This window comes from Chromohalobacter sp. (genome assembly GCF_039830575.1).
GTDB lineage: Bacteria > Pseudomonadota > Gammaproteobacteria > Pseudomonadales > Halomonadaceae > Chromohalobacter > Chromohalobacter israelensis.
In genome coordinates this window covers 75,488-90,882 of record NZ_JBDOOX010000009.1, presented here as the reverse complement: position 1 = coordinate 90,882, position 15,395 = coordinate 75,488, and the positions used below count along the sequence as shown (strand labels likewise).

Here is a 15,395-nt window from a genome sequence, read left to right as displayed (position 1 = left end):
CCGTCATGCTCATTCAAGACATCATCCGCCGTAAGCGCGACGCCGAGACCCTCGACGCCGACGCCATCCACGCCTTCATGCGCGGCGTCGCCGACGGCAGCGTGGGCGACGCCCAGATCGGCGCCTTCGCCATGGCGGTCGTGCTCAACGGCATGACCCGCGAGGAGGCCATCGCGCTGACCGAGGCCACCCGCGATTCCGGCCAGGTCCTGCGCTGGCACGACCTGCACCTCGACGGCCCGGTACTCGACAAGCACTCCACCGGCGGCGTGGGCGATCTCGTCTCGCTGGTACTGGGGCCGTGGGTCGCCGCCTGCGGCGGTCACGTGCCCATGATCTCCGGGCGCGGACTCGGCCATACCGGCGGCACACTGGACAAGCTCGAGGCGATTCCCGGCTATGACGTCACCCCCGACGACGACCTCTTCCGCCGGCTGGTCAAGGACGTCGGCGTGGCGATCATCGGTCAGACCGGCACCCTCGCCCCCGCCGACAAGCGTCTGTACGGCGTGCGCGACGTGACCGCCACGGTCGAGTCCCTGCCATTGATCGTGGCCTCGATTCTGGGCAAGAAACTGGCCTGCGGACTCGACACCCTGGTCATGGACGTCAAGGTCGGCAACGGCGCCTTCATGCCCACGCCCGACGCCTCGCGGGAACTGGCCGAGGCCATCGTCGCCATCGGCAGCGGCGCCGGCACGCCCACCAGCGTGCTGCTGACCGACATGAACCAGCCGCTGGCCGACTGCGCCGGCAATGCCTTGGAAGTCCACGAGGCGTTGCGCCTCTTGCGCGGGGACGGGCGCAATAAAGAGGTGCGCGGCGACGGGCGCAATAAAGAGCTGCGCGGCGACGGGCGCAATAAAGAGCTGCGCGGCGACGGGCACGATAGCCGCCTCTACCAGGTCACCCATGCCCTGGCCACGGAAATGCTCGTGCAAGCCGGCCTCGCCGCCGATGCCGCCGACGCCGCGACGCGTCTGGAAACCGCCCTGGCCTCCGGCGAGGCACTGGAACGCTTTTCGCGCATGGTGCATGGCCTCGGTGGCCCGAGCGATCTGGCCGAACGCCCCGAACACTATCTCGCGTCAGCTCCCTTCACGACCGATGTCGTCGCACCTCGGGCCGGTACCGTCAACGCCATCGACACCCGCGCGCTTGGGCTCGGCGTCGTCGAACTGGGCGGCGGTCGCCGTAACGCCGGGGATGCCATCGACCATCGCGTCGGTCTTTCACGGATCGCCGGGCTCGGCCAGCGCGTCGAGCGCGGCCAGCCCCTGCTGCGCCTGCATGCCGCCAGCCGAGCCGAGGCCGACGCCGTCTCTCGGCGTCTGCGCGAGGCATTCACCCTGGGCGAACCGGGTCACGCCGTGCCGCCCGCGCTGATCCACGCCACCCTGCGTCAGGAGACATCGTCATGACCCGCGCCATCCTGCTCGTGCTCGACTCATTCGGCATCGGCAACGCACCGGACGCCGCCGCGTTCGGCGATGCCGGCGCGGATACCCTGGGCCATATCGCGCATCATCGTGCCGCTTCCGGCCGACCGCTGGCACTGCCCCATCTGGCAAGCCTCGGGCTCTATCACGCGCACCATCTCGCCACCGGCGAGTGGGCCGAGGGCATCACGCCCCCCGAGACGCTCGACGGCGCCTACGCCGCGGCGGCCGAGATCTCCTCGGGCAAGGACACGCCCTCCGGGCATTGGGAGATCGCCGGCGTCCCGGCACTGTTCGAATGGGGCTACTTCCCCGACAAGACGCAGAGCTTTCCGCCCGATCTGCTTGAAGCCTTGATCGAGCAGGCCAAGTTGCCCGGCGTGCTGGGCAACTGCCATGCGTCCGGCATGCCGATACTCGAGACACTGGGCGAAGCCCATATCGCAAGCGGCAAGCCCATCGTCTATACCTCGGCGGACTCGGTGTTCCAGATCGCCGCCCACGAGACCCATTTCGGCCTGGATCGCCTATACGCACTGTGCGAAATCGCCCGCGAGCTGTTGATGCCCTACAACATCGGTCGCGTCATCGCCCGCCCCTTCGTCGGCGAGACCCCCGAGACCTTCGAGCGCACCGGCAACCGCCGCGACTACGCCATCGAGCCGCCCACGCCCACCGTGTTGCAGAAACTGCATGACGATGGCGGCAAGGTGCTCGGCGTGGGCAAGATCGGCGATATCTACGCCCATTGCGGCGTCTCGAACGTCATCAAGGCCCACGGCCATGACGCGCTGTTCGATGCCACCCTCGAGGCCCTCGATGAAGCAGGCGATCGGACGCTGGTGATGACCAACTTCGTCGACTTCGACACGCTGTATGGCCACCGCCGCGATCCGGACGGTTACGCCGAGGCGCTGGAAGCCTTCGACCGGCGCTTGCCGGAAGTGCTCGCCAAGCTGCGTCCCGACGACTTGCTGATCCTCACTGCCGATCACGGCAACGACCCGACCTGGACGGGGACCGACCATACTCGCGAGCAAGTCCCCGTGCTTGCCAGCGGCGCCGGCCTGGCCCCCAGGCCACTGGGCCATGATGACGGTCATCTGGTGACGTTCGCCGATATCGGCCAGAGCCTGGCGACACACTTCGGTCTCTCGCCCATGGCACACGGCAGCGACTTCCTCGATGTCGCGCCGACCGGCCCATCCTCTCATGCTTCGACGACAGGAGACTGACGCCATGTCGACCCCGCACATCGATGCCCCCGCCGGCGCCTTCGCCGACACCGTGCTCATGCCCGGCGACCCGCTGCGCGCCCAATTCATCGCCGAGACCTTTCTGGAAGACGTCGAGTGCGTCAACCGGGTGCGCAACATGCTCGGCTTCACCGGCACCTATCGCGGCCGTCGCCTGTCGGTCATGGGCAGCGGCATGGGCATTCCCTCGCTCTCCATCTACGCCAAGGAGCTGATCACCGACTACGGCGTGAAGCGCCTGGTGCGTGTGGGTTCCTGCGGCGCGGTGCGCGACGACGTGGCCGTCAACGACATCGTGGTGGGCATGGGAGCCTGCACCGACTCCGGCGTCAATCGCGCCCGCTTCAAGGGGCATGACTTCGCCGCCATCGCCGACTACGCGCTGACCCGCCACACCGTCGACGCCGCCAGCGCACGCGGCACCCCCGTCAAGGTCGGCAACCTGTTCTCGGCAGATCTCTTCTACTCGCCCGACGAGGCCATGTTCGAGGTCATGAAGCGCCATGGCGTGCTCGGCGTCGAGATGGAAGCCGCCGGTCTGTACGGCGTGTGCGCCGAGTTCGGCGCCCGCGCCTTGACCGTGTGCACGGTCTCCGATCATATCCTTAAGGGCGAAGCCCTCGATGCGCAGACGCGCCAGACCGGCTTTCACGACATGATGGCCATCACTCTCGAGGGCCTGTTGCGCGACGACGAGGACACCTCCCATGACTGAGCCGCGTTTCACGCCTCTTTCCGAGGCCTCGCGCCAGGCGTTGATCGCGGTGCGCGACAGCGCCTATGCCCCCTACTCCCGGCACCCGGTGGGGGCCCTGCTGATCGCCGAGAGCGGCCGGCATTACCTGGGCTGCAACGTGGAAAGCGCCAACTTCAAGGGGCTCTGCGCCGAAGCCGGTGCCATCGGCGCGATGATCGCCCAGGGCGAGCGCGAGATCGTCACGCTTTACGTCATCGGACCCGGCCATCACCTGTGCACGCCCTGCGGCGACTGCCGCCAGCGCATTCGCGAGTTCGCGACCCCGGCGACCGTCATCGTCGTCCTCGACGGCGACGGCAATCCGCTCAAGCACTACACCATGGAGCAGTTACTGCCCGACTCCTTCGGGCCGGAAAATCTACCTCCATCGTAAGGCAGACAAAGGACACTCGAACTACCCGCTTGCCCAGAACGATGCGCGTCGCCATGACGCGCACGCATCCCCTCATTACCAGACAACATTTCATCGACCGGGTATCGGGAGACTGGCAAGCCACGATATTGGCGCACAACGCCACACGATAACGATACACGGGGGCTGGGTGATGCCAGCATCGCTAGGCCCCTTGCTTTGCTGGCCAACCTGCCTGTTGCTGCCCCCGGATGAATTGCTGGAAAAGTTCCCTGGCTGTCAAAAGAGAATATTTTCTCAGACTGACTGCGTCATTCGGGATATCAACACCTAGCCACTCAATACCTTGCAAGACTCTGCGTACAACGATCCACCGCATCGGAAACAGGCATCATCACGGGTGTTATTTATTGTAAGTTAATGAAAAATTATTAACCGCATGAACTCGGCGAAACCATCAATGTCTGGCTATACAAGGGCATAACTTGCGACTATTCGAATAGCCGTAAATTATTCGATGTGCATGACGTCCTATTCTCCAAGAGCCAACAAGGTCTTCTAACCATGCAGTTTCATGAACGTGTTCTTCTTGAGAATCAGGCCTGGGTCGAATCAATGCTGAGCCGGGATCCCGACGACTTCGAGCGACTACAATCCGGTCAGCCCCCCGAAGCGTTCTGGAACGGCTGTTCCGATAGTCGCGTCCCGGCCGAACAACCGTGCAACGCGTCACCCGGCGATCTGTTCGTGCATCGCAACGTGGCCAACTTGGTGGCCACCGAAGACCCGACGTTGCTGAGTGCACTGGAATACGCCATTTCCGTCCTGGGGGTACGCTATATCAACGTTTGTGGCCATGAAGGCTGTGGTGGCGTGGGAACCGCCTGAAGACCACTGGCCAGCCGAGCCGCCCAATGCCCCGCTAACGAATGTTCAAAGTTCCGGCGCCTGGTCCTGCCAGGCGCCCTAACGAGTCTTTTCCATGTCTAGCAACGCTTCGTTTTTCGATACCCGGTACCTGGGGCGCGACATACGCGCCGGCGTGGTCGTGTTCTTTGTCGCCATACCTCTGTGTCTAGGCATCGCCATTGCCTCTGGCGCACCGCCGCTGGCGGGCCTGATCACCGGCATGGTCGGGGGGCTTATCGTCGCCCTCGCCAGCGGCTCGCCACTATCCGTGTCGGGGCCTGCCGCCGGCCTGACAGCCATCGTGCTCGGTATAATTGAGCAATACGGCTATGGCGGCCTACTTTATGCGACAGTCCTCGCCGGCCTGATGCAGCTCGGCCTCGGTTTTGCCCGCATGGGCATCATCGGCGCCTTCGTGCCTTCGGGCGTGATCAAGGGCATGCTAGCCGGTATTGGCCTGATCCTGATCGGCACCCAAGTACCGCTAGCCATTGGTCACGGGGCCGATACCGAGGCCGGCATCACCACGCCAGGACTGCTCGCCGATGGCTTCTCGCCGATGGCGCTGACCATCACGCTCGTCTGTCTGGCGATTCTGGCGTTCTTCGAGACACCGCTGGCCAAGCGCTACCCGAAGCTGGCGATCGTACCACCGCCACTGCTGGCGGTAATCGTCGGTGTACTTATGAGCTTGGCCGTGCAGGCGTCGGGGGCCGGCTTCGCGTTGTCGCCCGAGCAGTACGTCAACCTGCCCGATCTGGAAGGACCGGTCGCGCTGCTGGCTTCGCTGGAATCCCCGGATCTGAGCTATTGGCTGGCGCCGGGCATCTACCTGTCGGCCATCACCATTGCACTGGTCGCCAGCCTCGAGACGCTGCTCAGCGTCGAGGCCGTCGACGAAATGGACCCGATGGGCCGCAAGTCATCGACGCATCGGGAGCTGTGTGCTCAAGGCATGGGCAATACGCTCTGTGGCCTGATCGGCGGCCTGCCGATGACGGCGGTGGTCGTACGTAGCTCGGCCAACGTCCAGGCCGGCGGCCGGACCCCTCTGGCCAGCTTCGTGCACGGCTCACTGCTGCTGGTATCGGTGGCGTTCCTGGCCTTCGCGCTGGAGACGATACCGCTGTCCGCACTGGCCGCGATCTTACTGTTCACCGGCTATAAACTGACCCAGCCGGCGCTGATTGCCACGCAGTATCGCGCGGGTTGGCAACGGTTCATCCCATTCGTCGTGACCATCGTCGCGATCTTGGCTACTGATCTATTGATCGGCGTGCTGATGGGCATCGTGGTGGCACTGTACTTCCTGATCCGGGCTCACTATCGCTCAGCCATGTCGATGACTATGCAGGGCGATTCCGCGCTTCTGCGTTTCAACAGCGAGGTCTCGTTCCTCAATCGACAATCGCTGCGCCACTTCCTGTCGCGGGTACCGGATGGCGGTCATCTGGTGATCGACGCCTCGGCCACTCAATTCATCGATCCAGACATCAGCGAGGATCTCACACATTTCATCGACGGAGCCCCCAAGCGCGGCATCACAGTGGAACTGCGCGGCCTGGATCGTCATACGGCGACTTTTACAGAGACCCACGAGCGTCGAGCGGCCGAGCCCGCATCGGCCCAAGGTACCCACAGGGATGGACGTCAGGCCGAACCGACCTGATCACCGCGCTACCGGGGCCCTTGACGCGATAATCGCTCAGGGCCAGCGCGAAAGCGCCACACTGTCTGGCAGCGGCTCCGGCTGAACGCCCGACAGCGTGGCGCAAGTCTGCGGACCAGAGATACCGCCTTCCCTGCGAGGCAGACCACGGACATCAAGTATCCCAATACGGCGGCTCGCCGATCGTCGCTTGCAGGTCCTCCAGGAACGCCGCCACCTTGGAAGAGCGCAAGCGGTTTTCCGGAAAGATCGCATGAATGCCTTGCGGGGCAGGCTCGCCGGACGCTTCCCAATCGGACAGCACGGGTATCAGCCGCCCGGCCTCGAGCTCGGCGTGGATCAGCCATGTCGGGAACAGCACGATGCCCTGGCCCTGCAAGGCGGCTTCCAGCAGGCTCTCGGCGTTGTTGCTGCGCAAGTTGCCGCGCACTTCGCGCACCTGATACCGGCGAGCGCCCTCGGACCGGAAATACCATTGCTGGACGCCTCGCGTCCCCTTGTAGATCAGGCAGTTGTGTTCCACCAGCGACTCGGGTGTGGCAGGTATTCCCCATTGCGCCAGATAATCCGGCGCGGCGCACACCACGAAGTGCTGCTCGGCCAGTCGACGTGCCACCAGGCTGGAATCGTTCAGGGCCCCCACCCGCACCACGACATCGACGCCTTCCTGCACCGGGTCGATGAAGGCATCGCTGAGCGTCAGCTCCGTCTCGATTCGCGGATACCTGGCCTGGAAACTCGCCAGGCGTGGCGCGATATGCCGCCGGCCGAATGCCACCGGCGCGTTGATGCGCAACAGCCCCTGGGGCTGTGATGCCGTGCCCGCCGCCTGCTCGGTCGCGATATCCAGCGTATCCAGAATCTCGCGCACCTGCTGGTAATACCGCTCCCCCACTTCCGTCAGCCGCACCGCACGCGTGTGCCGATAGAGCAGCCGCTGACCCAGCGCCTTTTCCAGCGCCGCGATATGGCGCGACACCGACGAGGCCGGCAGCCCCTGCTGACGCGCCGCCCCCGCAAAGCTTCCCGTGGCCGCGACGCGTACGAACAAACGCAGCGCCACCAGTGAGATCGAGTTGCTCATAATGCAATTCACCTATGCCAAACCATCGCATTGTAGCGCTAAGAGCAAGGCGCTATCGTCGCCTTCCTTTTACGGAGGTTCCTCATGAAAACCATCGTCATCTTGCTGGCCGTACTGCTGGCCGGCATGGGCCTGTCCATGGAGGCCGGTCTGCTCGGTCCCCTGGGCGAGGACATCGGCCACTTCTCGGCGACCCTGTCGATCTTTCTCGTCGGCGGGTTGTTGCTGACCCTGGCCTTGATCTTCGCCCGGCCCCGGCTGGGGCAGTTGTTCCAGCAACCCCGCTGGCTATTGACCGGCGGCATTCTCGGCCCGGTCTACGTCGTCGTGCTCACCATCGCCACGCCCTTCGTGGGCGTGGGCACGACCATGATCGGCATTCTCAGCGGCCAGGTCGCCGCCAGCCTGGTCATCGACCACTTCGGGCTGCTGGGCAGCGAACGTCGCGCCGTCGACGGCTACCGGCTTCTCGCCCTGCTATTGATCATCGCCGCCCTCGGGCTCATGCAGTAAGGAGACTCCCATGCTACTGCCGTTCATCTTTCTCGTGCTTCTCGTCGGCGGCGCGGCTCTCGCCGCGCAATCGTCGATCAACGGCCGTCTCGGCGCCAATGTCGGCGTGCTGGAAAGCGCCTGGCTGACCTTTGCCTCGGGTGCCTTGGTCACCTTTCTGTTGATGTTCTTCTTCGAGCCCGCGCACAGCGAGACCTTGTTCACGGTTCCCAAATGGCAGTTGATCGGCGCCCTGTTCGGCGTGGTCTACATGCTCGTCATCGTCTTCGCCGTGCCCCGCGTCGGCACCGCCGCCGCCACGGTCGCGACGATCTCCGGTCAATTGCTGATGAGCGTGTTGATCGACAACTTCGGCTGGCTGGGCAACGCCCGCATGCCGCTGGACGCCTCGCGCTATACCGCCCTGGCCCTGCTCGCCGGCGCCCTGGTGCTGATTTACCTGAGCAATACGCGGCGACGGGGCCAGCAGGCCAGAACTGCCACCGCGGGATGAGCGTCAGCGCAGCGGTTCGAGCAGCGCGTTGAGGCCGTTGTGGTCGATTTCATGCATCAAGGCGAGCAGCCGCCCGATTTCCCCCTGCGGAAAGCCCTCCCGGGCGAACCAGGCCAGATAGGGGCCGGGGAGATCGGCAATCGGGCGACCTGCGTACTTGCCGAACGGCATGATGCGGGTGGTGAGCTTGTGTAGATCCTCGGGATCCATGGCGGAGCGCCTCGCGTTGCGTCGTGTGCCTTCGGCGATACCCGGGGGACCGCCGACTCGGGTGGTGCCATGCGTCGTGTGCATACCCCCATTACCAGGCAGCGTTTGAACGTGGTGGCCGGTGTGTCGGTAAAGTGGCATGCCATGCTATCGGCGCATGACGCCACACGATAACGACAAACGGAGACTGGGTGATGCAAACGTCGCTACGGCCCTTGGTATTCTGGCCGACCTTTCTCGTGCTGCTGGCCGCGGTGATCGCCAGTTACGTCGACCTCGACGCCTTCCTGGCTACCGCCAGTGCCCTCAACGATGCCATTCTCACGCATTTTTCGTGGCTCTTCAGCCTGGGTAGCCTGTACCTGCTGGTGATGGCCGTCATCGTCTATTTCTCGCCGCTCGGTCATGTGCGTATCGGTGGACGCGACGCCACGCCGCTGCTCTCCCGCCTGCGCTGGTTCTCGATCACGCTGTGCACCACGCTGGCCGTCGGGGTGCTGTTCTGGACCACCGCCGAGCCGCTGTATCACTTCATGGCGCCGCCCGAATCGCTGGGCCTGGAGGCCGGCTCCAGCGATGCCATGCTGTTCGCGATGTCGACCATGTTCCTGCACTGGTCGTTCACGCCCTACGCCATCTATGCCGTGCCGGCGCTGATCTTCGCGCTGGCCTTCTACAATCTTCGCCTGCGCTTCTCGATCTCGAGCATGCTGGAGCCACTCTTCGGCCCCAAGGTGAAACGCTTCGGCGGTCTGATCGACGCCGTCTCGCTCTACGCCCTGGTGGCCGGCATGGCCTCGTCGCTGGGTACCGGCGCCCTGACGCTGGCCGGCGGCGCGGGCCAGTACCTGGGCGGCGAGACCAGCCCCCTGCGCCTGGGCGTGGTCATCGCCCTGATCGTGGTGACCTTCGTCATCTCGGCGGCCAGCGGCATCCAGAAGGGCATCGCGCGCCTGTCGTCGCTGAATGCCGTGCTCCTGTTGATCCTGGGGGTATTCATCTTCGTGGTGGGGCCGACGAGCTTCATGCTGTCCCTGGGCGTGGAATCCTTCGGCGTCTATCTCGATGACTTCTTTACCAGGAGCCTGTTCACCGGGGCCGCCGGCGACGATCAGTGGCCGCATTGGTGGTCGATCTTCTACTGGGCGGTCTGGTTCGCCTGGGCACCCATGGCGGCACTGTTCCTGGGCAAGATCTCGCGCGGCTACACGGTACGCGAGTTCCTGCGCGTCAACCTGCTGTATCCGGCGCTCTTCGCCAGTGTCTGGGTCATCATCTTTTCCGGCGCGGCGCTCTATTACCAGGCGCACACCGGTGTCGACCTGCACGCCATCCTCAACGACCGCGGCGTGGAAAACGTGCTTTACGAGCTGTTCCGCCAGCTGCCCTTCGCCGGCCTCTGGATCCCCCTGCTGCTCTTCATCGCCTACATCTCCTACGTCACGGCAGCGGACTCGCAGACCGATGCCATCGGCAACCTGTGCATACGCGGCCTGACCGCCGACTCGGACCTCAACACGGGCGTGTCGATGAAGGTCCTGTGGGGTGTCATCGTGGGCATCGTGTCCTGGGTCATGGTCAGTTTCGTGGGCATCGACGGCGTCAAGATGCTGTCCAACCTCGGTGGCCTGCCGGCGCTGTTGATCGTCCTGCTGGCCTCCGGCTCGCTATGGCGCTGGCTGAAACATCCCGAACGCCTCGCGGCTCCCGCGCTCTCTTCTCACGCCTCCAAGGACGACGCATGAACATCAAGCATGACTTCCCCCACCGCGTGCGGGAAATAGAGAACCAATGGATCGTGCTCGCCGACGGCACACGCCTGGCGGCCCGCATCTGGTTGCCCGAGGATGCCGAGTCAACGCCGGTACCGGCGATCCTCGAGTACCTGCCCTACCGCAAGCGCGACGGCACGGCGGTGCGCGACGAGCTGACCCACCCCTGGTTCGCCGGCCACGGCTACGCCTGCGTGCGCGTCGACATGCGTGGCAACGGCGAGTCCGACGGGCTGATGGAGGACGAGTACGCCCCTCAGGAACAGCGTGATGCGCTGGAGGTGATCGACTGGATTGCCGCCCAGCCCTGGTGCGACGGCAAGCTCGGCATGATGGGCATCTCCTGGGGCGGCTTCAACAGCCTGCAACTCGCCGCGCTGCGCCCCGAGCCGCTCAAGGCGATCATCACGCTGTGCTCCACCGACGACCGCTACGCCGACGACATCCATTACAAGGGCGGCAACATGCTGCTCGAGAATCTCGGCTGGGCGGCGACCATGCTCAGTTTCTCCGCCGCCGTGCCCGACCCGGCGCTGGTCGGCGATCGATGGCGCGAGATGTGGAAACATCGCCTCGACAACATGCCGCTGCTGGCGGAAACCTGGCTCGAGCACCAGCATCGCGACGACTACTGGAAACACGGTTCGATCTGCGAGAACTACGCGGATATCGAAGCGGCTGTCTATATGGTCAGCGGCTGGGCCGATTCCTACATCGACGCCATTCCGCGAATGATGGAGCACCTGTCGTGCCCCAAGAAGGCGCTGATCGGGCCCTGGATGCACAAGTATCCGCATTTCGCGATCCCCGACCCGGCCATCGGCTTTCTGCAGGAGGCGCTGCGCTGGTGGGATCATTGGCTCAAGGATACCGACACCGGCATCATGGATGAGCCCTCGTGCACCTTCTATCTGCAGGATGGCGTACCGCCCGCGCCGAAGTACCTCGAACGCCCGGGGCGGTGGGTGCGCACCCACGGCTGGCCCGCGCCCAGTGACGAGGTCGAGACGCAGTCACTGGTGCTCGGCGACCAGGGATTGGCGGCCCAAGGCCGCTTGAGCAACGACCGGCAGATCGCCTCGCCGTTGACCGCCGGCGCACTGCAGGGCGAATACATTCCGCTGTGGTTCGGCGCCGACTTTCCGCCGGACCAGCGCCGTGACGATGGCCTGTCGCTGACCTTCGATTCCGCCCCCTATCTCGCGGGGCTCGACATTCTCGGCCAGCCCACGGTGGCGGTGACGCTCGCCAGTGCCGAAGCCTGCGGCCAGTTCCATGTGCGCCTGTGCGACGTGGCGCCGAACGGCGAGAGCGCGCTGATCACCTACGGCACGCTCAATCTCGGCCTGCGCGACGATCCGGGCACGCTCACGCCGCCGGTCCCCGGCGAGCCGATGAACGTACGCCTGCCGCTGGACCTGATCGGCTATCGCCTGCCCCAGGGACACCGCCTTCGCGTGGCCCTTTCCAGCGCCAGCTTTCCGCTGGTGTGGTCGCCGAAAAAGCGTGCGGATCTCACGCTTCAGGCCGGGACACCGACGCTGGAGCTGCCCGTCTGCAAGGCAGACCACTTGCCGATGCCGTTCGCGCCACCGGAGAGCGCACCGCCCTGCCGCGTGGAAACGCTGCGTGCCGGCCAGCCCAAGCGCACCATCAGCGAAGATGTCGGCAGCGGCGAGGTGACCGTCACCGTCGAGGACGACATGGGCGACGTGCGCTTCACCGACCACGGCCTGCGCGTCGAACAGAAGGCCAGGGAGGTCTATACCAGTCACCCGAATGATGCCACGCGCACCCGCGCCGATATCGAGTGGGTCTATCGCGCCGGTCGCCAGGAAGGCGACGGCCAGTTCGCCGTCGAGGTGACCAGTCGCTACCACCTGCACTGCGACGAAGACACCTTCTACCTCAGCGCCGAGCAGATCGCCCACGAGGGCGAGACGCTGGTCAGCGAGAAATCGTGGCAGCGCGAGATTCCACGCACGGCCATCTGACCGGCAGCGTGCATGTTATGCTCCGGGGTCGTTTCATGGCCCCGGATACGTCTATGTCTTCCCGTGATGCGTTACCACCGCTGGCGTGCTTGCGTGCCTTCGAGGCGGCCGCTCGGCATGCCAGTTTCACGCAGGCCGGCAGCGAACTGCACCTGACCCAGAGCGCCGTCAGCCGCCAGATCAAGCGGCTCGAGGACGACCTGGGCCGGCCGCTGTTCGAGCGTCATTACGAGGGACTACGCCTGACTCCCGCCGGCGAACGCTACTTCGGCGTGGTGCAGCGCCTGTTGCGCGACCTGCGCGACGAAACGGCGCGCCTGCGGCGGCGCGGTGACGATCGTCAGCTCACCCTGGCCTCCAGCCCCACCATCGCCTCGATCTGGCTGGCGCGGCAGCTTCCCGACTTCCAGCGTGCGCATCCACATATCGAGATCCGCATCCTGACGGTCGAGGACCCTCACCGCCTGGACCTCGCCGAGTTCGACCTCGGCATCTACTATCACGTCCCGCACGAGGTCGATCCCCCCGGCCTCGATGCCGAGGCGATCTTCTCCCACGAGGAGGTCGCCGCGGTATGCAGCCCGGCCTACCTGGCCCGACATGGCGACATTCGCGATGCCGACGATCTGCTGGCGCGCCACACCCTGATGGTGGTGGAGGATCACTATCATGACTGGCTGACCTGGGAAGGCTGGTATCAGGCCCAGAACCTGGCCTGGCGCACGCCGGAGCACAGCCTGCGCGCCAACAGTTTCCAGTTGCTCATGAACGCGACCCTGGCCGGCCAAGGCGTGACCCTGGGCTGGACGCGGCTGCTCGCCGCGGACCTGGCACAGCACAACCTGGTGCAGGCACTACCGCATACGCTACCCAGCCGGGGACGACTGTCGCTGCTTACCCCCCAGCACCGCCATCTGACCGAGCCCATGCGCGCGTTTCGCGCCTGGGTGCTCGGCCCCGCGTGACACCAACGCTCGCGCGCCACACGCCCGTGTCCATACGGCCAAAGTGGCACGTTCGGCCCATATCCGGTAAGCTGCACGCCCGCTGCCCGCCTATTCTGGCCCACTTCGCAGCCACCGAGACGATTTCATGAGCTTTACCTCCCTGGGGCTTTCCGCTCCAATTCTGGATGCCGTGGCCGAGCAAGGCTACGAGACACCCTCGCCGATCCAGGCCAAGGCGATTCCGGCCGTCCTCGAAGGACGCGACGTCATGGCCGCCGCGCAGACCGGCACCGGCAAGACCGCCGGTTTCACGCTGCCGATTCTCGAGCGCCTGGCCGCCGGCACGCGCGCGCCCGGCAAGCAGGTCCGCGCCCTGATTCTCACGCCGACCCGCGAGCTCGCCGCCCAGATCGGCGCCAACATCGAAGCGTACGGCAAGCACCTGCCGCTGCGTAGCGCCGTGGTCTTCGGCGGTGTGAAGATCAATCCACAGATCGCCAAGCTGCGCGGCGGTGTGGATATCCTGGTGGCGACACCGGGCCGTTTGCTGGATCTCCACGGCCAGAAAGCCGTGAACTTCGATGCCCTGGACGTGCTGGTGCTCGACGAAGCCGACCGCATGCTCGACATGGGCTTCATTCACGATATCCGTCGGATCCTCAAGACCCTGCCCAGCAAGCGTCAGAACCTGCTGTTCTCGGCGACCTTTTCCCAGGAGATTCGCCAACTCGCCAAGGGCCTGGTCAACGACCCGGTGGAAATTTCGGTCACGCCGCGCAACACCACCGCCGAGACGGTCACCCAGTGGATTCACCCGGTGGACAAGGCCCGCAAGCCGGCACTGCTGACGCACTTGATCCATGAACATCAGTGGCAACAGGTGCTGGTCTTCATGCGGACCAAGCACGGCGCCAACCGCTTGAGCCGTCATCTCGAAGAGGCCGGCATCGAGGCGGCGGCGATTCACGGCAACAAGAGTCAGAACGCGCGCACCAAGGCGCTCGATGGCTTCAAGAGCGGCGAGATTCGTGTCCTGGTCGCCACCGACATCGCCGCGCGGGGCCTGGATATCAACCAGCTACCGCAGGTGGTCAATTTCGAGCTGCCCAACGTCGCGGAAGACTACGTGCACCGTATCGGGCGGACCGGACGCGCCGGCGCCAGCGGCCATGCCATTTCGCTGGTCTGTGCGGAGGAAGGCAAGGAACTCGCGGGCATCGAGCGCTTGATCCGCCAGACGCTGGAACGCCAGACCATCGCCGGCTTCGAGCCCAGCGAAGCCCTCGTCAGCGGCAAGGGCACCAGCCCCCGCGGTGGCGGCGGCCAGCGCAGCGACAAGCCCTCGGGAGGCGGTCAGCGCCGAGGCGGCGACGCACGCAAGAGCGGTTCGGGCAAGCAAGGCGGCAACGACAACCCCGCCGCGCGCGAGCGCAACGGCGGCGAGAATCGTCCACGCCGGCGTCGCGGCGGCCGGGGGCGAGGCAACGGCACCCAGGGCGCCTGATCGTTTGCCCATGCGTCGCCTTCACGTGGCGGCGCGCGTGCGGCGCCGGTAACGACGTTGATGGCGCGCCTTGGCCGCCTGATAGGCGGCATCCTCCCTCACTTGCGTCCAGGCGGCGTGGAAGATGGCCGCCGCCTCGGCCTTCTCGGCATCGGGTTCGATTTCACGCAGGCTGGAGCGATCGCGCGAGGCGTATTTGCGCCCCGAGCGATGGTTGGCATAGCGACGCGCACGGGTATAGCCCATCTGCAGGAACTTGCGCGCCATGTCCATGCCCACGAAGTCGTCATCCGCACGGTACGCCGCGAACTTCTCCAGCAGGGCATCGGCGGACGCCTGCGCCACGTCAGGCGTCTTGAAACGCCAGTGCGGCAACAGCTCGCTCTTGTAGGGCTCGACGTTGAGCACGCCCTGCTCCCCGCGTCCGATGCGATAGCACTCCGGATGGCGACGATGGTCGATCACGTCGCCGTTCGCGTCGGTGTAAGCCATCCTG

General features: G+C 65.3%; 15 protein-coding genes. 12 read left to right on the top strand and 3 right to left on the bottom strand.

The features are described 5' to 3' along the window. Positions 1–5: 5 nt before the first annotated feature. The 6 genes from ABGX75_RS07430 (at position 6) to ABGX75_RS07405 (ending at position 6,382) form a co-directional block, all read left to right on the top strand. The gene (locus tag ABGX75_RS07430; RefSeq protein WP_287124578.1) at positions 6–1,421 is read left to right on the top strand and encodes a thymidine phosphorylase; all 1,416 of its coding nucleotides are present in this window, start codon (positions 6–8) and stop codon (positions 1,419–1,421) included. After that, on the top strand, positions 1,418–2,674 hold the full coding sequence (locus ABGX75_RS07425) for a phosphopentomutase (protein WP_011506132.1): 1,257 nt from the start codon (positions 1,418–1,420) through the stop codon (positions 2,672–2,674). Before ABGX75_RS07430 ends, ABGX75_RS07425 begins: the two co-directional genes overlap by 4 nt. Before the next feature lie 4 nt (positions 2,675–2,678). Beyond that, the gene (deoD, locus tag ABGX75_RS07420) at positions 2,679–3,410 is read left to right on the top strand and encodes a purine-nucleoside phosphorylase (RefSeq protein WP_011506131.1); all 732 of its coding nucleotides are present in this window, start codon (positions 2,679–2,681) and stop codon (positions 3,408–3,410) included. Beyond that, positions 3,403–3,825 carry a cytidine deaminase gene (gene cdd / locus ABGX75_RS07415; protein WP_179152738.1) on the top strand — a complete coding sequence of 141 codons (423 nt, stop codon included), beginning with the start codon at positions 3,403–3,405 and terminating at the stop codon, positions 3,823–3,825. The genes deoD and cdd overlap by 8 nt, the downstream gene beginning before the upstream one ends. A 543-nt stretch (positions 3,826–4,368) precedes the next feature. After that, positions 4,369–4,692 (top strand): carbonic anhydrase, encoded by a 324-nt coding sequence (locus tag ABGX75_RS07410; RefSeq protein WP_043559001.1) that lies wholly within the window; start codon positions 4,369–4,371, stop codon positions 4,690–4,692. 94 nt (positions 4,693–4,786) lie between these two features. Beyond that, positions 4,787–6,382 carry a SulP family inorganic anion transporter gene (locus ABGX75_RS07405; protein WP_011506128.1) on the top strand — a complete coding sequence of 532 codons (1,596 nt, stop codon included), beginning with the start codon at positions 4,787–4,789 and terminating at the stop codon, positions 6,380–6,382. A 154-nt stretch (positions 6,383–6,536) separates the two neighbouring features. Here ABGX75_RS07405 and ABGX75_RS07400 read toward each other — a convergent pair whose 3' ends face one another. Next, positions 6,537–7,466 (bottom strand): LysR family transcriptional regulator, encoded by a 930-nt coding sequence (locus tag ABGX75_RS07400; protein ID WP_287124577.1) that lies wholly within the window; start codon positions 7,464–7,466, stop codon positions 6,537–6,539. 84 nt (positions 7,467–7,550) lie between these two features. On the opposite strand from ABGX75_RS07400, the gene ABGX75_RS07395 reads away from it, so the two are divergent. After that, entirely contained in the window at positions 7,551–7,979 is a 429-nt protein-coding gene (locus ABGX75_RS07395; RefSeq protein ID WP_035414718.1) for a DMT family transporter, read from the top strand. A gap of 10 nt (positions 7,980–7,989) precedes the next feature. Continuing rightward, positions 7,990–8,472, top strand: a complete 483-nt coding sequence (locus ABGX75_RS07390; RefSeq protein ID WP_011506125.1) for a DMT family transporter — start codon at positions 7,990–7,992, stop codon at positions 8,470–8,472. A 3-nt stretch (positions 8,473–8,475) separates the two neighbouring features. Here ABGX75_RS07390 and ABGX75_RS07385 read toward each other — a convergent pair whose 3' ends face one another. Beyond that, the gene (locus ABGX75_RS07385) at positions 8,476–8,682 is read right to left on the bottom strand and encodes a DUF3820 family protein (RefSeq protein ID WP_287124576.1); all 207 of its coding nucleotides are present in this window, start codon (positions 8,680–8,682) and stop codon (positions 8,476–8,478) included. A gap of 194 nt (positions 8,683–8,876) precedes the next feature. On the opposite strand from ABGX75_RS07385, the gene ABGX75_RS07380 reads away from it, so the two are divergent. The 4 genes from ABGX75_RS07380 to ABGX75_RS07365 all read left to right on the top strand — a co-directional run bounded on the left by ABGX75_RS07380 (position 8,877) and on the right by ABGX75_RS07365 (position 14,899). Further along, complete coding sequence (locus tag ABGX75_RS07380) at positions 8,877–10,427, top strand: BCCT family transporter (protein ID WP_011506123.1); 1,551 nt, start codon at positions 8,877–8,879, stop codon at positions 10,425–10,427. Then, entirely contained in the window at positions 10,424–12,448 is a 2,025-nt protein-coding gene (locus tag ABGX75_RS07375) for a CocE/NonD family hydrolase (protein WP_287124575.1), read from the top strand. The genes ABGX75_RS07380 and ABGX75_RS07375 overlap by 4 nt, the downstream gene beginning before the upstream one ends. A gap of 53 nt (positions 12,449–12,501) precedes the next feature. After that, positions 12,502–13,413, top strand: coding sequence for a LysR substrate-binding domain-containing protein (locus ABGX75_RS07370; protein ID WP_035414713.1), 912 nt, complete (start codon positions 12,502–12,504; stop codon positions 13,411–13,413). Between the two features lie 127 nt (positions 13,414–13,540). After that, entirely contained in the window at positions 13,541–14,899 is a 1,359-nt protein-coding gene (locus tag ABGX75_RS07365) for a DEAD/DEAH box helicase (RefSeq protein ID WP_011506120.1), read from the top strand. Between the two features lie 21 nt (positions 14,900–14,920). Here the strand turns inward: ABGX75_RS07365 and ABGX75_RS07360 are convergent, their stop codons facing one another. Then, entirely contained in the window at positions 14,921–15,391 is a 471-nt protein-coding gene (locus tag ABGX75_RS07360; RefSeq protein WP_011506119.1) for a DUF4385 domain-containing protein, read from the bottom strand. Positions 15,392–15,395 lie beyond the last annotated feature (4 nt).